Origin of the sequence: Gordonia amicalis, from assembly GCF_022059885.1 — a bacterium.
Taxonomy (GTDB): domain Bacteria; phylum Actinomycetota; class Actinomycetes; order Mycobacteriales; family Mycobacteriaceae; genus Gordonia; species Gordonia amicalis.
Genome location: NZ_CP091855.1, coordinates 3985623 through 4004355 on the forward strand (window position 1 = coordinate 3985623; position 18733 = coordinate 4004355).

Annotated in this window: 18 protein-coding genes; 3 read left to right on the top strand and 15 right to left on the bottom strand. The window is 68.6% G+C overall.

From position 1 onward, the window contains the following. Positions 1-72 precede the first annotated feature (72 nt). Both IHQ52_RS18260 and lspA read right to left on the bottom strand, forming a co-directional pair. Positions 73-999 carry an RluA family pseudouridine synthase gene (locus IHQ52_RS18260; protein WP_006438690.1) on the bottom strand — a complete coding sequence of 309 codons (927 nt, stop codon included), beginning with the start codon at positions 997-999 and terminating at the stop codon, positions 73-75. Then, entirely contained in the window at positions 992-1672 is a 681-nt protein-coding gene (gene lspA, locus IHQ52_RS18265) for a signal peptidase II (RefSeq protein WP_051995453.1), read from the bottom strand. The genes IHQ52_RS18260 and lspA overlap by 8 nt, the downstream gene beginning before the upstream one ends. A 40-nt stretch (positions 1673-1712) precedes the next feature. Here lspA and IHQ52_RS18270 point away from each other — a divergent pair, with 40 nt between their 5' ends. Then, positions 1713-2657, top strand: a complete 945-nt coding sequence (locus IHQ52_RS18270; protein ID WP_006438688.1) for a hypothetical protein — start codon at positions 1713-1715, stop codon at positions 2655-2657. 43 nt (positions 2658-2700) lie between these two features. On the opposite strand, the gene IHQ52_RS18275 is transcribed toward IHQ52_RS18270, so the two are convergent. Further along, the gene (locus tag IHQ52_RS18275) at positions 2701-3231 is read right to left on the bottom strand and encodes a WKL family lipoprotein (protein WP_462920462.1); all 531 of its coding nucleotides are present in this window, start codon (positions 3229-3231) and stop codon (positions 2701-2703) included. 235 nt (positions 3232-3466) lie between these two features. On the opposite strand from IHQ52_RS18275, the gene IHQ52_RS18280 reads away from it, so the two are divergent. After that, positions 3467-4423 carry an asparaginase gene (locus IHQ52_RS18280; protein WP_096274092.1) on the top strand — a complete coding sequence of 319 codons (957 nt, stop codon included), beginning with the start codon at positions 3467-3469 and terminating at the stop codon, positions 4421-4423. A gap of 26 nt (positions 4424-4449) precedes the next feature. Here the strand turns inward: IHQ52_RS18280 and IHQ52_RS18285 are convergent, their stop codons facing one another. Together IHQ52_RS18285 and IHQ52_RS18290 are read right to left on the bottom strand one after the other, a co-directional pair. Further along, on the bottom strand, positions 4450-5949 hold the full coding sequence (locus tag IHQ52_RS18285) for a DNA polymerase IV (RefSeq protein ID WP_051995454.1): 1500 nt from the start codon (positions 5947-5949) through the stop codon (positions 4450-4452). 70 nt (positions 5950-6019) lie between these two features. After that, a complete protein-coding gene (locus tag IHQ52_RS18290; protein WP_006438684.1) occupies positions 6020-6475 on the bottom strand; it encodes a nitroreductase family deazaflavin-dependent oxidoreductase in 456 nt (151 codons plus the stop codon). A gap of 119 nt (positions 6476-6594) precedes the next feature. Here IHQ52_RS18290 and IHQ52_RS18295 point away from each other — a divergent pair, with 119 nt between their 5' ends. After that, positions 6595-7287, top strand: a complete 693-nt coding sequence (locus IHQ52_RS18295) for a TetR/AcrR family transcriptional regulator (RefSeq protein ID WP_006438683.1) — start codon at positions 6595-6597, stop codon at positions 7285-7287. 14 nt (positions 7288-7301) lie between these two features. Here IHQ52_RS18295 and IHQ52_RS18300 read toward each other — a convergent pair whose 3' ends face one another. The 10 genes from IHQ52_RS18300 to IHQ52_RS18345 all read right to left on the bottom strand — a co-directional run bounded on the left by IHQ52_RS18300 (position 7302) and on the right by IHQ52_RS18345 (position 18714). Beyond that, positions 7302-7688, bottom strand: coding sequence for an ArsR/SmtB family transcription factor (locus IHQ52_RS18300; protein ID WP_096274094.1), 387 nt, complete (start codon positions 7686-7688; stop codon positions 7302-7304). Between the two features lie 6 nt (positions 7689-7694). Then, positions 7695-8933: an MFS transporter gene (locus IHQ52_RS18305; RefSeq protein WP_006438681.1), complete on the bottom strand. Its 1239-nt coding sequence runs from the start codon at positions 8931-8933 to the stop codon at positions 7695-7697. An 86-nt stretch (positions 8934-9019) separates the two neighbouring features. Next, positions 9020-9928, bottom strand: coding sequence for an RNA polymerase sigma-70 factor (locus IHQ52_RS18310; protein WP_006438680.1), 909 nt, complete (start codon positions 9926-9928; stop codon positions 9020-9022). A gap of 8 nt (positions 9929-9936) precedes the next feature. Beyond that, positions 9937-11136 (bottom strand): NAD(P)/FAD-dependent oxidoreductase, encoded by a 1200-nt coding sequence (locus IHQ52_RS18315; RefSeq protein ID WP_006438679.1) that lies wholly within the window; start codon positions 11134-11136, stop codon positions 9937-9939. A gap of 68 nt (positions 11137-11204) precedes the next feature. Further along, on the bottom strand, positions 11205-14366 hold the full coding sequence (gene ileS / locus IHQ52_RS18320; protein WP_210737828.1) for an isoleucine--tRNA ligase: 3162 nt from the start codon (positions 14364-14366) through the stop codon (positions 11205-11207). A gap of 385 nt (positions 14367-14751) precedes the next feature. Next, positions 14752-15570 (bottom strand): hypothetical protein, encoded by an 819-nt coding sequence (locus tag IHQ52_RS18325; protein WP_006438677.1) that lies wholly within the window; start codon positions 15568-15570, stop codon positions 14752-14754. 33 nt (positions 15571-15603) lie between these two features. Beyond that, the gene (gene wag31, locus IHQ52_RS18330) at positions 15604-16419 is read right to left on the bottom strand and encodes a DivIVA-like cell division protein Wag31 (RefSeq protein ID WP_006438675.1); all 816 of its coding nucleotides are present in this window, start codon (positions 16417-16419) and stop codon (positions 15604-15606) included. A 300-nt stretch (positions 16420-16719) separates the two neighbouring features. After that, positions 16720-17061 carry a YggT family protein gene (locus tag IHQ52_RS18335; RefSeq protein ID WP_006438674.1) on the bottom strand — a complete coding sequence of 114 codons (342 nt, stop codon included), beginning with the start codon at positions 17059-17061 and terminating at the stop codon, positions 16720-16722. A 56-nt stretch (positions 17062-17117) separates the two neighbouring features. After that, positions 17118-17834: a cell division protein SepF gene (locus IHQ52_RS18340; protein ID WP_096274097.1), complete on the bottom strand. Its 717-nt coding sequence runs from the start codon at positions 17832-17834 to the stop codon at positions 17118-17120. A 115-nt stretch (positions 17835-17949) separates the two neighbouring features. Continuing rightward, positions 17950-18714: a YggS family pyridoxal phosphate-dependent enzyme gene (locus tag IHQ52_RS18345; RefSeq protein WP_035761022.1), complete on the bottom strand. Its 765-nt coding sequence runs from the start codon at positions 18712-18714 to the stop codon at positions 17950-17952. Positions 18715-18733 lie beyond the last annotated feature (19 nt).

The following is an 18733-nucleotide window of genomic DNA, read 5'->3' on the forward strand; positions in this document are numbered from 1 at the left end:
CGAGTTCACCGACGATGTCGCCGGTTGACGGCCGAACGAATGCAACGCCTCCGGCGAGGCCCGACCCGATGCTCAGGTGGCGCGCAGGACGTCGAGTGCGTGCTGGAGGTCCTCTGGATAGTCCGAGGTGAACTCGACCGTGCGACCGTCCGCGGGATGCGCGAAACGCAGCGTCCGCGCATGCAGCCACTGTCGTTCGAGACCGAGCCTGCGGGCCAGGACCGGGTCCGCACCGTAGGTCGGGTCGCCGCAGCACGGATGGTGCAGCGCCGCGAAGTGGACGCGGATCTGATGCGTACGGCCGGTTTCGAGGTGGACGTCGAGCAACGACGCCGCCGCGAACATCTCGAGGGTGTCGTAGTGGGTGATGCTCGGCTTGCCGTTCGCGGTCACGGCGAACTTCCAGTCGTTGCCCCGATGCCGGCCGATCGGCGCGTCGATGGTGCCCGACGGCGGGTCGAGATGTCCTTGGACGAGGGCGTGGTAGCCCTTGTAAACGGTCCGCTGCTTGAACGCCCGCTTGAGCAGCGTGTAGGCGCGTTCGGAGACGGCGACCACCATGACGCCGGAGGTTCCGACGTCGAGGCGGTGGACGATCCCCTGCCGCTCGTGCGCGCCGGAGGTCGAGATCCGGAACCCGGCGGCGGCCAGCGCGCCGATCACGGTGGGACCACTCCAGCCGAGCGATGGATGCGCGGCCACTCCGACCGGCTTGTCGACGACCACGATGTCGGAATCGTGGTAGATCACCTCGAGGTCCTCCACCGGCGTCGGCTCGACCCGCAGCGGTTCCTCGGGTTCGGGCAGCGTGACGTGCAGCAGGGTGCCCGCGGCGAGCTTGTGTGACTTGCCGACGACGATCCCGTCGACGAGGACGTCGCCGTCCTCGGCCAGGGTGGCCACGACGTTGCGCGACAGTCCCAGCATGCGGGAGACGCCCGCGTCGACGCGCATGCCGTCGAGTCCGTCGGGTACCGGTACGACGCGTGATTCACGCATGGGTACTGCCCCCGTCCTCGTTGCCGTCGGTCTTGTCGGTGCTGCCGGTGTCGTCGGGATGCCGGTCACGCCGGGCCGCCCACCCGGTGCGGCTGCCGTCGTAGTCGAAGCCCAGGGCCGACAGGGCCACCAGCAGGATCGCCCCGCAGACCACGGCGGAGTCGGCCACGTTGAAGACCGGCCACCAGCCCACCGAGACGAAGTCGACGACGTGGCCCTGAAGCGGCTCCGGTGCGCGGAAGATGCGGTCGATGAGGTTGCCGATCGCGCCGCCGAGCACGAGCGCGAGACCGATCGCCCATCCCCACGAGTTCAGTCGACTGCTGTAGCGGATGATGACGGCCACGACGATCAGTGCGATGACGGTCAGGACCCAGGTGTATCCCGAGGCCAGCGAGAAGGCGGCGCCGCTGTTGCGCACGAGTCGCAGCGTGACGACGTCGCCGATGATCTCGATCGGGCGCTGCGGATCGAGGGTGGCGACGGCGATGGTCTTGGTCAGCAGATCGAGCCCGATGACGACGAGCGCGACGCCGAGGAGCGCTGCGGTCACCTTGGAGAAGCGTCGTCCGGGGGTCGCGTCGTCCGATCGGACCTGATCGCGGTCGGCGTCCGGAGAGCGGGCGCCGCGCGGATCCGCGTTGCCGGAATCCGTCAGGGGTTGGTCATCCACAGCCTCATTGTCCACGACCGGTCGAATACGCTGGCTACCCGTGTCCTCGCATCGTCGTTTGTTCCGGTCCGTTGTCTCCGCGTGCGCAGTCGTCACGGCGGTGTCCGTGCTGGTCGCGGGGTGCTCGTCGGACTCCGACGACGACACCGGCACAGGTTCGGCGACCTCGGCCGGCTGTGTGAACGAATCACCCTCCCGGGCAGCCGGAGCGGCGCCGGTGCCGATCTCGCCGGCCACGGTCACGCTGGTCGACGCAGGTGAAGGCGAGCGCCGGGTCGCCTCCCCCGCTCCTGACACCTCCTCCACACAGTCGGTGACCTTGGTGACGACCTCCGAGGTCGCCTCGCCGGGGTCGGCGGACGCCGAGACCGTCGAGACACCGCTGACCGCGCGGTTCTCCTGCACCGACAGGTCGGAGGTGGAACTCGAGCTGGGCACCGTGACCTCGCCGGATGCGTCCCTCAACGGACAACTGCCGGCGATGGCCGGGACGAAGGCCGGACTGACGACGGGTCCCGGGCTCGCACCCGTCGCGTTGCGTCTCGCCCCGCCGGAGCAGGCGGGCGAGGAAGCGCGCCTGGCGGTCGAACAGTCCCTGGTGACGGCGCTGAACACCTCGATCGCACTGCCGACCGAACCGATCGCGGTGGGCGCCAGGTGGCGCACCGAACGCGTCATCTCGGCGGCCGCGACGGTCACGCAGACGATCGACGCACGACTCTCGGCCTGGGACGGCAACCGTCTCACCATCCAGTTCTCCGCGGAGGAGACCCCGGTCAACTCGGTGTTCGCCATCCCGGGCGGCAACGACACGCTCACGATCAGCCGGTTCAGTTCCGAAGGCGGTGGAACCGTGGAAGTCGACCTCACGCGCGGGCTCCCGGTCGGCGGCGAGCTGACCTACACCGGTGCGCGCGAACTCGTCGGGGCGGACCCGTCGCGTCCCCTGGTACAGAAAACCGGGTTGACCGTCACCTGGCGGTGAGGGACAACCCGGTTTCCCCGGGGTCAGCCGAGAGGCCGCCTGCCTAGCTCGCAGGCTTGCACATGGCGCTCTGGACCTGGTACAGGCCGAGCAGGTTGCACACGGTCTCGTTGGACAGCTTCCAGCGGCCGTCGTCGTAGACGATGGTCGACTCGGCGTTGGTCGGCGGGTTGCCTGCGGTCTCGATGCGGACCTTGACGCGGGCCTTCTTCGGGCCGGAGCTGATGACCGGGTTCACCAGGACCCAGTCCACGTCCGAGTTCTCCGCACGGGCCTTGACCAGCTCGTCGAAGATGGCCGGATCCTTCTCCGAACCCTGGACGAGGACGATCTTCTCGTCACGGGGGACCTTCGGGTCCACGGCGGTGGCGACGAGCTCGTTGAGGGCGGCGATCGACGGCGGCTTGTCACCGTTGGTGATCGCGGAGCCGGTGTCACCGCCGGCGGCGGCGTCGGCGGTGCTGGTCAGGGTCGGGGCGGGCGGTGCGTCGCTGTCGTCACCACCGCAGGCGGCGACGCCGGTCATCAATGCGGCCGCGATCATGGTCGCGCCAAGAAACTTCCGATACTTCAACGATCTCCCTCACTATGTCTGTGGACGTGGGCGCGCCGGGGCGCTTTCCCGTGGTTCGCCGATGGGGTCTGCCGGGCGAGCCCGGCGACAGCCCACACCACTATGCCAAACGCAGCCGCGACATCCGGGTTCCACGCCGTGGGCGACGACGCTCGACGGCTCCTGGAGATGCCAGCGGGCTCGACGCGGTCACGGTGCTTGACGGCCCGGCGACGTGCCGTGAGGCTTGACGTCCATGACCGCTAATCCGCCGCCCGCCCGGTCGACCGTGCTGCTCACCACCGGTGGCACCATCGCCGCCCAGACCACCGCCGACGGTGCCGTGCCCGCGCTCGGTGCCGACGACCTGTTGTCGGCGACCGGGGACACCGGCGCGGGCACCGTTCGCAGCGTCGACCTGATGTCGGTGGACAGTTCGGCGATGACCGTCGCCGACCAGTTCGCGGTGGTGCGGTCCATCGCCGAGGCGCTCGCCGACCCCGAGGTCGACGGCGTGGTGGTGACCCACGGCACCGACACGATGGAGGAGACGGCCTTCCTGGCGGATCTCTACTGCCTCGACGAGCGGCCGGTCGTCTTCACCGGCGCGCAGTTGCCGGCCGACCACCCCCACGCGGACGGTCCCCGGAACCTCGGCGCGGCCCTGGCGGCGGTCCGCGACCCGGAGTCGCGCGGTCGCGGCGTCCTCGTGGTCGCCGGCGGCCGCGTCCTGCCGGCCCGCGGGCTGTTCAAGGTGTCGACGACCGACACCGCCGCCTTCGATTCGGTGCGCACCGACCTGCCGCGTCCGGTGCTGACCGACGAGATCCCCATCGGCCGGACCGCGCGAGTCGACACCTTCGCGCTGTATCCCGGCGTGTCGCCCGGGCTGATCGCGGCCGCGGTCGCGCAGAACGCCGCCGGCATCGTGCTCGCCGCGACGGGTTCGGGCAACACCCATCCGGACATCACCGCCGAGGTCGTGCTCGCGGTCGCGCACGGGGTGACCGTCGTGGTGACGAGTCGGGTGCCGTACGGCGAGGTGTCGGCGACCTACGGCGGTGGGGGCGGCGCCGTCGACCTGCATCGTGCGGGCGCGATCGTGTCACCGTGGCTGCGTGCGCCGCAGGCCCGGATGGCGCTGATCGCGCTGCTGACGGCACGCTCGAGCCCCGAGGCCATCGCCGAGTTCTTCTCCGCGTCCGGGACGTGACGCCGCACGAGTGGCCGGCGCGGCGATCACTCCTCGTCGCCGGCGAGATCCCATTCGAGGCTGTCGAGCGGGTCGGCGAGGCGTAGGTCGGGGTCGTCGACGCCGAAGGTGCGCGTCCGTCCGGGCCCGGTGGTCCGTGTCTCGAAGCGGACGGTGACGACGCCGTGCCCACTCCCCTGCACCCACCCGTGACCGAACTCGGGGTGTTCCACATCGGCGCCGGGAGCGAACGGCGCCCGGCTCAGCGGATTGCCGCCGGGAGCGAATCGCACGGGTTCGGGTGATTCGGTGTCGGCGGTGGGATCGTGAACCGTCTCCGACACCTCGACGACGTCACCGGATTCCGGTGACGATCCCGGGGCGGATCCCGCCGACGCGGTGTCGTGGTGCGTCGTCTCGTCGGGCGAGGTGTCGAGGTCGTCGAACAGTGCGTACTGCTGCACCGCCGTGAGACCCGAGAAGCCCACGCCCACAAGCCGTATCGACCCGACCGTCCGCGGGTCGAGAGCGAGGCGCTGGGCGGTGCGCTCGAGGTCGTCGAGATCGGTCGTGGCCGCGGCGGTGGTCGCCGACCGGGTGAGGATCGACATGTCGGAACGTTTGAGCTTCAACACCACCGTGCGCGCGCCGCGCCCGTCCTTGAGCAGCCGACGATGCGCGTCGGCGGCGGCTTTTCGTATCGCCTTGCGCAGTTCGTCGAGGTCGACGATGTCGGTGGCGAAGGTCGACTCGGCGCTGATCTGTTTGGCCGAGGCACGCTCGGCCACCGGTCGGTCGTCGACCCCCTGGGCGAGACGGTGCAGTGCCGGTCCGACCGTGGCGCCGAGTACCGAGGCGACCTCGATCGGCGACATCGCGGCGAGGTCGCCGATGGTGTCGATTCCCAGACGTGCGAGGCGATCCCCCGAGACCGGACCGATCCCCCACAGTTTGCGCACCGGCAGTTCGTGCAGGAAATCGATCTCCCCAGACGGCGGGATCACCATCACGCCATCGGGTTTCGCCATTCCCGACGCGATCTTGGCGAGTTGCTTTCCGCTGCCGAGCCCGACCGAGGCGGCGAGTCCGCATTCGGTGCGGATGCGGGTACGCAACATCTCCGCGAACTCCCGCGCATGCGCGACCGTCGCCCCGGCGAGTTCGGCCGGTTCCGCGAACGCCTCGTCGAAAGAGAGCGTTTCGATCACCGGAACCGCTTCGCGAACAATGCGGAACACCCGCTTGCTGACCTTGCCGTAGACCGCGCCGCGCGGGGGTACGACGACGCCGGTCGGGCCGATGAGGCGTCGGGCCTGATGCATCGGCATCGCCGACCTGGCTCCGAACACCCGTGCTTCGTAGCTCGCCCCGGCCACCACTCCCCGGCCACCGGAACCGCCCACGAGGACCGGGCGGCCACGCAAAGTGGGCCGGGTGAGCTGTTCGACCGAGGCGAAGAACGCATCCATGTCGAGATGCATCACCCAACGGGCCCCGCGCTCGGAGTCGTCGCCCGCCGGCGCGGCACCCGACTGCCCGCCGGACATCCACCGCTCGGGAACCGATGAACCGTCGGCGATCGTCGAGTCGGGATCCGGGCGCACCACTCGTCCGAGTCTAGTGAGCAGGACGGATGACGAAGACGGGGATCGAACCTGCATGGCGCGCGAGGTCGTCGTCGGACGGCTTGGTGCCGAGCCCCTCGGGCAGGAACCGGCCGACCTCCCAGCCCCACTTGCGCAGATACTCGCCGATGATCGGCGGACGCCGGTCCGCGTCGACCTCGGTCAGGGCGACGACGGTCCGCCGGCGGCCCCGGCTGAGTTCGGCCGTTCCGGCGGCGCGCACGTTGCGAACCCACTGGGTGTTGCCGCGCGGCGAGACGAGGTACTCGCCGCCGTCGAATCGCAGGACGTTCACCGGGACGCGCTGCGGATCACCGCTGCGGCGACCGACGACGGTGAGGTTCTGGGCACCGGCCAGGTTGACGCCGTGGTCGGCGAGCCAGCGGACGGTGCGGTTGACGACGTTGTCGAAGCCCTCGGGGGCGCGGTAGTGGGTGGTCGAGGTCATGGTGTCGACGCCTTTCATGGTGGCCGGAAGAATTCGAGAGCACCGCTCTCGTTTCAAGTGTGCACCCGGACGCGGTAGAAATCAAGAGCACTGCTCTCGAATTGTGGAAGGATCGTCGCATGGCGACCGGACGAAGCCGCGCGGAGAACCGCGCGATGATGACCGACGAGATCCGCAGACTCGGACGCGAGCATCTCGCCACCCACGGCGCAGCGGGTCTGTCACTGCGGGCGATCGCCCGCGAGATGGGTGTCGTGTCGTCGGCGGTCTACCGATACGTCCCCAGTCGCGACGACCTGCTGACGATGCTGCTCGTCGAGGCCTACAACGACGTCGGCGATGCGATCGACGCGGCGGTCGAGACGGTCGACCCCACCCGCCGCCGGGAGCGACTGCTCGCCGCGGCCGAGGCCGCCCGGGACTGGGCACTCGCCGACCCCGCCCGCTGGGCACTGCTCTACGGCAGTCCGGTCCCGGGCTACACCGCACCCGGCGACCAGACCATCGAGCCGGGTACGCGCATCCCCGCCCTGCTCCTGCGCGAGTGCGCGGCCGCCTACTCCGAGGGTCTCATCCGGGACGACCTACCTACTCCCGCAATCGAAGTCACCGATGACATGGCCGCCATCCGCGACGAGTTCGGCATCGACACCCCGGTCCGCGTGCTGGCGGCGTCGACCACCCTGTGGGCGGTCCTGGTCGGCGCCATCAGCCTGGAGACCTTCGGCCAGTACGGCACGGACACCTTCGCCCATCCGCGTGCGCTCTTCCGGTCCCAGATCGAACTGACGCTGTCGATGCTGTTCACGTGACAGCGCACGGCCGGTCAGTCGTGCGGTGGTTCGCCGGTGACGAAGTGGTCGGCATGGTTGAGCCCTTCCCGGACGAGGCGTGCGAGGTGTCCGTCGTGAAGGCGGTAGACGATCCGGCGGCCGTCTCTGCGGGTCTCGACGAGGCCCGTGAAGCGCAGCTTGGCGAGGTGCTGGCTGACCGCGGTGCGCGATGCATCGCAGGCTTCGGCGAGCGCGGAGACGTCGGCTTCGCCGTGACTGAGTTGCCACAGGATGTGGAGCCGAGTGGAATCGGCGAGCATCCGGAATGTCCGGGTGGCCGCGTCGAGCCTCTCGGCATCCGGTGGTGTGCGGTGGTCGAGACTAGGCCTCGTCGACGTGAGCGAAGGGGCGGGATCGGCGCCTTCCGTGCCACTGCCCATTCGTGTTCACCTTTCCACACCGGCCATGATGGGCCTCGGGTAAGTAGCCGGCCAGAGTCGTGTGGCCGCCATCGCTGAAAGTGTAGCCAGGGCTGCCAGGATGATGGCGGCAGTGAGCTGGGACACCTGCGCCCCCACCCAGCCGGCAAGCGGGTAGGTGACGAGAAAACACGCATGCGACAGCGAGAACTGCGCGGTGAACACCGCGGGCCTGTTCGACTCGGTGGAGTAGTCGCGCAGCAGACGGGCCGTCGGGGTGCTGATGGCCGACGTCGCCGCGCCGATCACCGTCCACGCAGTGATCAGCCAGACCCATCCGACGACCGGGGACACCGAGGTGGCGAGCAGGATCGCCGTACACACCAGACCGACGACGACGAGCAGCGCGCCGGTCATCATCACGCGCCGATCCGACATCCGTCCGAGAAGTCTCGGCATCGCCAATGCGACGAGCATCGACCCACCGCCGTACGCTGCCAACGCCATGGCGACACCGGCATTGACCCCGCCGAGCAGCGATCGGACATAGACGACGGTGTTGACGACCACCAGGCCGGTCGCGGTGGCGACCACCATATTCAGTGCGAGCAGGCCCCGGAGAGGTGCGTGGCCGACCATCACCCGGGCTCCCTTGGTGATCCGCGTACGTAGTCGCTCGTTCTCGGCGGCCGCGGTGATGCGCGGAAGTCGGGTGGAGATGACCAGCGCCGCGGATACGAGGAACCCGAGCGCCGTGGCGACGAAGAGTTGGTTGTAGGAGATGACCAGCAGCAGTGCGCCGGCGATCGCGGGGCTGGTCAGCGACTCGAGGTCATACGCCAGCCGCGAGAGCGACAGGCCCTTGGTGTAGTCGTCGGTGTGGGTGAGCACGGACGGGATCACGGCCTGGAAGGTAGGAGTGAAGGTCGCCGAGGCGGCCTGCAACACGAAGATGAGCACATAGATCTGCCACGTCGAACCGATGAACGGCAGCATCAGCGCGATCACGGCCCGCACCGCATCGGCCGAGACCATCACCGCTCGCCGCGGCAGACGCTCGGTCACCGCCGTGATCACCGGCGCGACGACGACATAGGCGACCATCTTGATCGCCAGTGCGGTGCCCAGCACCGCCCCGGCGTCCTCGCCGGCGATGTCGTAGGCGAGCAGCCCCAGCGCAATGGTCAACAGCCCCGTCCCCACCAGGGCCACCACCTGAGCGGTGAACAGCCTTCGGTAGACCGGATGGGCCAGGACATCCCACACAGCGTCTCCTCATTCCGCCTGACTACACGATGCAGCCATCCTACATGTGCGCAACTGCGCACATGTAGGTGCATGAGTCGGTCGCGTCAGCGGGCGATCGTGCGCGGCTCCTCCACCCCGACCAGCTTGTCGGGATTGCGCATCGCGTAGATCTGCTCGATCACACCGTCCACGATGTGGAACGTGAAGGCGCCCTGTAGTTTCCCGTCGAAGTACACCAGCATGCCCGGCTCGTGATTGAACACGGCGACCTCGACCCGGTAGTCGTCGATCGTCGCCCCGAGCCGCGCGAAGCCGGTGAGCAGGCGTGCCACCGGCAGGGCGCCCCGGACCGGCCGTTTGACCGCGGTGGCCTTGCCGTCGCTGTCGGCCGTGAACACGACGTCGGGAGACAGCAGCGCCATGAGGGACTCGACCTCCCCGGACTGCGCGGCGGCAAGGAACTCCTCGACGACCGCGCCGGCACGTTGCGCATCGACCGGTTCGAAACGGGGCCGCCGCGACTCGACATGCGACCGTGCCCGATGCGCGATCTGGCGAACCGCAGCCGAGGACTTCGAGACCATCGTCCCGATCTCGGTGTAGGAGAAACCGAACACCTCACGCAGGACGAACACCGCACGCTCGTCGGGGTTCAGGGACTCCAGCACCACCAGCATCGCCGTGGACACCGACTCGGCCAGTACGACGTCGTCGGCGAGATCGCGGTCGTCGAGCAGGATCGGCTCTGGAAGCCACGGGCCGACGTACTCCTCCCGACGCCGCGAGCGGGAACGCAGGGCGTTGAGTGCCTGGCGCGTGACGATCTTCGCGAGGTAGGCCTTCGGGTCGGTGACATCGGCGTCGTCGACCTCGGCCCACCTCAGGTAGCTCTCCTGCAGGACGTCGTCCGCGTCGGCCGCGGACCCGACGATCTCGTAGGCGACCGTGAACAGCAGCGGCCGAAGTTCCGCGAAACGTGTTGCTCGACGGTCGGATTCGCTGCTGTTCACCATCGTGCCTCTCATCGGAGGGCCGGTTCGGTCGTCGTGGTCAGGTCGCCGCCGCGGAACCACCGGAACGCACCGGGGTGGGTGGCCTCATGACGGATGTTCCACACCGTACCGCGGCACACCAACTCCTTGGTCCAGGCCGCGAGACGACCGGTCACCACTGCACGCGCCGGCGAATCGTCGCGACGCGTGAACTGTAGGGTGGCCGCGCGGCGGCCGATGCTGGCGCACTGCGCGACGAAACCCTGGTCGACGGGATTCGGCTGCTCACCGGCGATCCGGGCGAGCACCGCTTCGGCCGCCTGAGCACCCAGCGGCTCGGCGGCCTGGCAGCTCATCCTCAGGGGCATGCCCTCGACCGCGACCGCGTCACCGGCGCCGACGATCCGATCGTCGTCGATGCCGGCCAGGGTCGCGTCGGTGCGCAGGCGGCCGATCTCGTCGGTCGCCAGGCCGCTGTCGGCCGCCAGTTCCGGGGCCTCGAAGCCGGTGGCGAGAATCGTTGCCGCGCTCGGCAGTACGTTTCGTTCGCCGTCGATGTCGACGGTGACGGTCCGCTCGCCGATCTCGACCACGCGGCCCGTGTCCACGACGTCGACGCCGAGTCGGATCAGCTGCTTCTCCGTGGCGCTCCGGGCCCGCTCCCCCACCGATGACGCGATCCCCCTGCCGCCCACCAGACGCACGTCGTGGCCGCGTTCGGCGAGTTCGGCGGCGACCTCGATCCCGGTGAGTCCCCCACCGACGACGGTGATCATCTCGTGTGCGCCGAGACCTTCCACGCGTTCGCGAATCCGTTGTGCGCTCGCCCAATCGGCGATGAACAGGGCATGCTCCGCCCCGGGGATCTCCGGGGTTCGGTGCCGGGTACCGATCGCATAGATCAGGTGGTCGTAGTCGAGGTGCGCGCCCGACGCGAGATGCACACGGCGCGCACCGGCGTCGATACGGGTAGCGGTGTCGACGACGACGCGGATGTCGTCGGCCAGCACGTCGTCGAAGCCGACCAGCGGATCACCGGTTCCCGAGACGAACTGGTGCAACCGGATGCGCTGCACGAAGAACGGTTGCGGGTTCACGACCGTGACGGCGACGGCGGGGTTGCGCCGGAGCCGGTTGGCCGCCATCGCGCCGGCATAGCCCGCGCCGAGGACGACCACGTGCGTCCGTGCGACTACCTGGATTTCCTGCGTGGTGTCGGTGGTGCTCATGGTTCTGCCTTCCGTCGGTGTTCGAGGTGGTCATCCTCGAGACACCGACGGCGGCAGAAATGTGACAGCTACCGCGAAATCGGTGGTAAGCCGGCCTTCGCGACGTCGGCGGTGACCCCGTCACCGAGTTCGACGGACCCCGGCGCGCCCTCCGCGGTGACGTCGAACTCCACGGCGAGAACCTCACCGGCGATGAGTCCGGCGTGGGTCTGCGCCCACTCGAGACGCTCGGCGGGGACGACGAGGCGCACCGTGATGCGATCGGAGACGTCGAGGTCGAGGTTGCGGCGCGCGTCCTGCAGCTCGCGCACACGGTCCTTCGCCCAGCCCTCGGCCTCCAGCTCGGGGGTCACCGCGGTGTCGAGGACGACCAGTCCCCGACCACCGGGCAGCTCCGCGGTGGAATCGGGTTCGACGGCCACGAGCTTCCTGGTGAACTCACCGTCGTGCAGCTCGATGCCGTCGGCGACGACGACCTCGGAACCGTCGGCCCCGGCCTGCACCGACCAGTTGCCCGACTTCACCGCCTTGATGGCGCGCTGCACGTCCTTGCCCAGACGCGGCCCGGCCGCGCGGGCGTTGACCGCGATCTCATAGCGCCCGTACTCGCTGGCGTCGGTGGCGAGCGTGACCGCCTTGACGTTCATCTCGTCCTTGACCAGGTCGACGTAGGGCTCGAGCGCGGCGGCGGTCGGCGACGCGACGGTCAGACCGGGCAGCGGGAGACGCACACGCAGCTTGTTGGCCTTGCGCACGCTCGACGCGACCGAACAGACCGCCTGCACCTCGTCCATCGCGGCGACCAGGTCGGCGTCGGCGGGCAGCTCGTCGGCGGTCGGCCAGTCGGTCAGGTGGACCGACCGTTCGCCGGTGAGCCCGCGCCAGATGGCCTCGGTCGCCAGCGGCAGCAGGGGCGACGCGAGGCGGGAGGCCACTTCGAGCACCGTGTACAGGGTGTCGAAGGCGTCGGTGTCCTCGTCCTGACCGGCCCAGAACCGTGCCCGCGAACGACGCACGTACCAGTTGGTCAGCGCCTCGACGAACTCGCGGAAGGCGTCGCATGCACCCGCGATGTCGTAGACGTCGAGCGCCTCGGTCATCGCGTCCCGGGTGGTCGCGAGCTTCGCCAGGATGTACCGGTCGAGGACGTGCCGGGAGTCGGTCCGCCACGTCGCCGGACGCTCCGCGTACAGCTGCAGGAAGCTGTAGGCGTTCCACAACGGCAGCAGCGCCTGACGCACACCCTCCCGGATGCCGCGCTCGGTCACCACCAGGTTGCCACCGCGCAGGATCGGCGACGCCATCAGGAACCAGCGCATGGCGTCGGAGCCGTCGCGGTCGAAGACCTCGTTGACATCCGGGTAGTTGCGCTTGGACTTGGACATCTTCTGGCCGTCGTCGCCCAGCACGATGCCGTGCGCGGCAACGGTTTTGAATGCCGGGCGGTCGAAGAGGGCCGTCGCCAGCACGTGCATGGTGTAGAACCAGCCGCGCGTCTGTCCGTTGTATTCGACGATGAAGTCGCCCGGGTTGTGCGGCGGGGCGCCTGCCGAGTCCCCACCGTCGAACCAGTCGCGGTTCTCGAACGGGTAGTGCACCTGGGCATACGGCATCGAACCGGACTCGAACCAGCAGTCGAGCACCTCGGGCACCCGGCGCATGGTCGACCGCCCGGTCGGATCGTCCGGGTTCGGCCGGGTCAGCTCGTCGATGTGAGGCCGGTGCAGGTTGTCCGGGCGCACGCCGAAGTCGCGCTCGAGTTCGTCGAGCGAACCGTAGACGTCGGTGCGCGGGTACTCCGGGTTGTCGGAGATCCACACGGGCAGCGGCGCACCCCAGTAGCGGTTGCGGCTGATGTTCCAGTCGCGCGCACCCTCGAGCCACTTGCCGAACTGGCCGTCACGGATGTGTTCGGGCACCCAGGTGATCTGCTTGTTCAGCTCCACCATGCGGTCGCGGAACTGGGTGACGGCCACGAACCACGACGGCACCGCCATGTAGATCAGCGGCTGTCCCGACCGCCACGAGTGCGGGTAGGAGTGCTCGATGGTCTCGTGTCGCAGGATGCGGCCGGCCGCCTTGAGGTCCTTGATGATGACCGGGTTGGCGTCGAAGACCATCTGGCCCTCGTACGGCGGGACCTGCGCGGTGAAACGGCCGCCCGGGTCGAGCGGCTGCACGACCTCGATGCCGTTGGCGGTCGCGAGTTCCATGTCCTCTTCACCGAACGCGGGCGCGAGGTGCACGACGCCGGTGCCGCTCTCGGTGGTCACGTAGTCGCCGACCAACACCCGGTGCGCGTTCGGGTGTCCGACGAAGAAGTCGAAGGGCGGTGTGTAGGAGAGGTTCTCGAGATCCTTGCCCAGATGGGTGCCGACCACCTCGGGTTCGGCGATCTCCTTGGCGTACGCGCCCAGCAGCGCCTCGGCCAGCAGGTACTGACGGCCGTCGGCGGCCTTGACGTGGACGTAGGTGACCTCGGGGTTGACCGCGATCGCGAGGTTCGAGGGCAGCGTCCAGGGCGTCGTGGTCCAGATCAGTGCGTTGACACCGTCGAGCGAGGCCAGCGGACCCTCGGGCACCGACAGCGGCATCAGAACGGTCACCGCCGGGTCCTGACGCATCCGGTAGGCGTCGTCGAGCTTGGACTCCTGGTTCGACAACGGCGTCTGCTCGTACCAGCTGTAGGGCAGCACGCGGTAGCCCTGGTAGATCAGGCCCTTGTCGTAGAGCGCCTTGAACGCCCACATGACCGACTCCATGAAGTCGAGGTCGAGCGTCTTGTAGTCGTTGTCGAAGTCCACCCAGCGCGCCTGGCGGGTGACGTAGTCGCGCCACTCGCCGGTGTAGCGGAGAACCGAGTCACGACAGTACTCGTTGAACTTCGCCATGCCCATCTTCTCGATCTCCGACTTGTCGGTGATCCCGAGCTGCCGCTCGGCCTCGAGTTCGGCGGGCAGACCGTGTGTATCCCAACCGAATCGGCGATCGACCTTCTTGCCACGCATGGTCTGGTACCGCGGTACCACATCCTTGACGTAGCCGGTCAGCAGATGGCCGTAGTGGGGCAGGCCGTTGGCGAAGGGCGGGCCGTCGTAGAAGACGAACTCCTCGGCGTCGGCACGGTTGTCGATGGAGGCGGCGAAGGTCGAGTCGTCGTCCCAGTATTTCAGGACGTTCTGCTCCACGGACGGGAAATCGGGGGCGCTTCGCCCCGTCCCACCCGTCATGTCGACTTTGGGGTACACACGCCCGGTCGCATTCGCGCCCGTCTCGTTGGCGTTGGTCACGGCTCGTCTCCTCGTGCCTGGTGATGTCGCTCCTCGGCACGGGGACGCACACCGTCAGGTCTGCGCGGTACCACCCCGCTTGCGCCGGAACTCCGGCGCCACTCATCGGATCGCGCGGGTCACCCCGTACGGTCCTGTGGCTGTAACGGGCCACGCCCGCCCGGTTCTACTGAGCGCCTCACGGTGCCGTTCTTCCGGGTGCTCCCCGGTGATGGCCGGATCAACGCGTCAACCAGTGTAACGACGCACCGCCCGAACGGGCGAATCGCCTATCGCCGTCCGGGCGGTGCATCGTCGCGAGAATCAGATCCTCGTATGAACAAGATCAGTCGATCGGCGGACGCCAGTTCGGGTCGAGCGGATCGAAGTCCGGCGCGCGTCGCCGTCCCGGCCTCGGTTCAGGGGATTCGGTCTGTTCCCCCGGCGGCCGTTCGCCGGCCTGTGCCGGATCGGATCGCGGGGAGTCCTGCCCCCACCCCGGCAACTGTCCGGAAGGCCCCTGCCCGTACTGCGGCTGGGGACCCGAAGTCGGCGCCCCGTACTGCGGAGGACGTGGACCGGGCTGGGACGGACCGGACCGGAAGGGACCGGATTGCGGCGAGCGGGGAGCCTGGGGTGGCCGGCCCCCGGACTGCTGCGGACCCGCCGTCCGCTGGGGCGCACGCGGCGGCGGCCCCGATGGCGCCCGGCCAGGGGCCGCCTGTCCACCCGGCGTCGGACCCGGTGACGGCGTCGGGCCGGAGTCGGCTGCGGGGCCGACGGGCTCGCCGACCGACCGCAGGTAGTCCTCGAGGTTGCCCTCGCGACGTTCCGGCGCCGGACGACTCTCGGGTGACGCCGGCCGAGAAGCCGACGGTCCCGACGGTTCGGCCATCCCGGGTTCGAAGGACGGAGGCTCGTAGGCAGCCTTTTCGCGATCGGCGTTGTCGTCGGTCTCGTCCTCGCGTCCGACTCCCGGGACCATGTCTTCCAGAGATCGCGCGGCGTCCCGGTTACGACCCGAGAACACATCGACGAGCAGGAAGGCCAGGCCGAGGAGACAGATGACGATGCAGGCAACGGCAAGCCACACGGTCCCGGTGATGAGACCGAGGATGAGCAGCACGAACCCGATGAGGGTCGCGCCCAGGGCCAAGCTCAGCACATCACCAGCCTAGGGTGCATGACCGGCGCGCGGTCAGCTCGGCGAGTAGCTGCTGAAACCGCCGCTGCCCGGGTCGTTCGAGAACGACTGATCGGGACGACCACCCTCGACCGGTGCCGCGCTGCCGCGCTGCTGCAGCTCCTCGAGCTGCGATTCGAGGTAGGTCTTCAGGCGGGTGCGATACTCACGCTCGAACGTCTTGAGCTGCTCGATCCGACCCTCGAGCACACCACGCTGCTGGTTGATCGTGCCCATGATCTCGCTGTGCTTGCGCTCGGCATCGCTCTGCAGTGCGTCCGCACGCTCCTGCGCTTGCCGCAGCTGCGCCTCGGAACGGGTCTGCGCGTCGGCCAGGATGGCCTCCGAACGCTGACGCGCGTCGGCAAGCATGGCATCGGACTTGCTCTGCGCCTCCGAAACCATCGTGTCGGCGCGGGTCTGCGCATCGGCCAGCATCGCGTCGGCATCGGCGCGTGCGCTGCCGGTCAGGCGATCCGCGGTGTCCTGCGCCAGCGCGAGGACGCGGGCGGCGCGGACGTTGGCGTCGTCGTTGGCGGCAGGCGCGGCGGGCTGCTGGACGGGAGCGGGCTGCTCCTGCACCGGCGGCTTGGCGAACATCTGGGTCCGCTCTTCGGCGGGGGCGGCGCCGGCTCCCGACCGGGCGTCGGCGAGCTCACCCTCGAGCTCCTCGACGCGCTGCTTCAGGTCGGTGTTCTCTTCGATCAGCCGGGCGAGCTCGGCCTCGACGAAATCGAGGAACTGATCGACCTCATCCTCGTTGTAGCCGCGCTTACCGATAGGCGGTTTGCTGAACGCGACGTTGTGCACATCAGCTGGAGTCAGCCGCATGTCGGTTCCCCTCGTGTCTGTGGTGGAGCTTGTGTTCAATTGGCGTGCCGTCCAACCCGGATCGCGCGACGTGAGTCGTTCGACCAATACAGGTTGTCACTAACTATTCATACCAGTCAAAAATAGTAACTGGCGTCCAATCCTGTCACATGCGAACCGTAGGTTGCACCCTTGATCTTCGGCCGGATCGAAACTGTCCGATTCGGCAGGGACATCTGAAGACGACCACCAACGGTAGTTCATCGCCGTACCTCAAGGTACTCGGGTCGGAGGGGTGCCGGGGGCCGAGCCGCGGGCGGACTAGGAGCGGGTGAGAACCAGTGCGGCGGCCAGCGACTCGGCGACCGCGTCGGCGCGGAGACCATTGACGACATTCATGGCGATGATGACGACGAGCATGACGATCATCAGCGACAGATCCAGGCGGATCGGACCCAGCGGGATCGGCGGCAGGATGCGGCGCAACGCCTTGATCGGCGGATCGGTCAGGGTGAACACCGTCTCGATGATCACCACCGCCACCCCGGTGGGTCGCCACTCACGGGCGAACGTCCGCACCAACTCGACGACGAGCCGACCCAGGAGAAGCAACCAGAAAACCAACAGGACGTAGTACAGGACGCCCAACAAAATCGCAGCCACGCGTCAAGATTGCCTGAAGAGCACCGAACGATGCGAACCGAGGGCGCCCACCTGCATCAGGCGTGGTTGTAGAAGCCGGTCTCGGCGATCTTGCGCCGATCCTCGGGCGACACGTCCACGTCGGCCGGCGACAGCAGGAAGACCTTGGTCGCGACCTTGTCGAACGAACCGCGGAGCGCGAAGGCCAGGCCCGCGGCGAAGTCGACGAGACGCTTGGCGTCGTCGTTGGTCATGTCGACGAGGTCCATGATGACCGGGTTGCCGTCGCGGAAGCGCTCACCGATCGTGCGGGCCTCGCCGTAGTCCGAGGGACGCAGGGTGGTGATCTTCTGCAGCGGGCCGTCGGCGAAGACACGCTCGAGTTCCCGGTGCTCGGCACTCATCGGTCGCGACGAGGCGGCACGCAGGGCGGCACTCGACGAACGCTGCAGCGGCTCGAGGCGAGCTGCCGAACGCATCGGCGCCTCGGGGGCGGGTCGCGGTCCGGCGTAGGCGAATTCGGGGGCGAAGTCGCCGGCGAGTTCGTATCCGCCGTCGAAACGACGGTCGTCGTAGGCCATCTCGTCGCGGTAGCCGGCGTCGCGGAAACCGACATCGCGGAGCGACGGCTCGTAGCCGGGGTCGTAGGAGGAGTCGCCGTAGTAGTCGTCACGGTAGGCGCGCTCACGCGACGGGACACGCAGCGCCGAGCCCGACTCCTCGAGGTAGTCGTCCTCGTACTCGCTGGGCGGCACCATGCCGAAATACGCCTTGAACTTCTGCATCGTGGTCATTGTCGGCCTCTCTGTCGTGCGACGCCGGTGTGTGCAACCCCGCCGGATGGTGCATCTGATGTCACTGAGCTTGTTGAGATGTCTGTGTCACTTGGTTCTGGTGTTACCAATGTGATTACTGAGAGAGTAGCGGCCGCTCGCCCATGATCGCGGTTCCGACACGCACGCATGTCGACCCGGCTTCAATCGCATCTTCCATGTCACCGGACATTCCCGCGGACAGTTCGACGGCGTCGGCGTACTGCTCGCGAAAAGCGTTGTGGATACGGGCGGATTCGGCCATCCAGTGCTTCCGCTCGCCACTGAGCGGAGCGATGACCATGAGGCCGCGCAGCGTCAGCGCATCGTCGTTCGACACCTGTTCGGCGAGTGCCGGAAGACCGACCTCGACGACTCCACCACGCTGCGGGTCTCCGTCGAGACTCACCTGGAGCAGCACGCCGAGAGGCTCGGCCCGCTCCCCTTCGTCGAGCGCGGCGCGCGCGGCCCGACCGAGGGCGTCGACCACCTTCGGACGGTCCACCGAGTGCACCGCACGCGCCCAGCGCGCGATACTACGGGCCTTTTTCGACTGGACCGTGCCGATCATGTCGAACACCGGTACGTCGGCCACATCGGCCGGACTCCAGTCGGCGAGCACCTCGGCGACCTTCCGCCCGGCCTCGGGTTCACGGGACTCGCCGAACAATCGGACCCCCAGCGTCAGCAACCGCCGGACGTCGTCGGCCGGGAAGTACTTGGTGACGACCATGAGCGCACACGAACCCGCCGGACGGCCCGCGGATGCGACGGCTGCGTCGAGTCGCCCGCGCACCGCGTCGAGACGCCCGGAGAGCTCGGCGGTGCGTGCGTCATCGAGAGAGTCGTTCATGTCCCCCATCATTCTCCGCGCGGAGCAC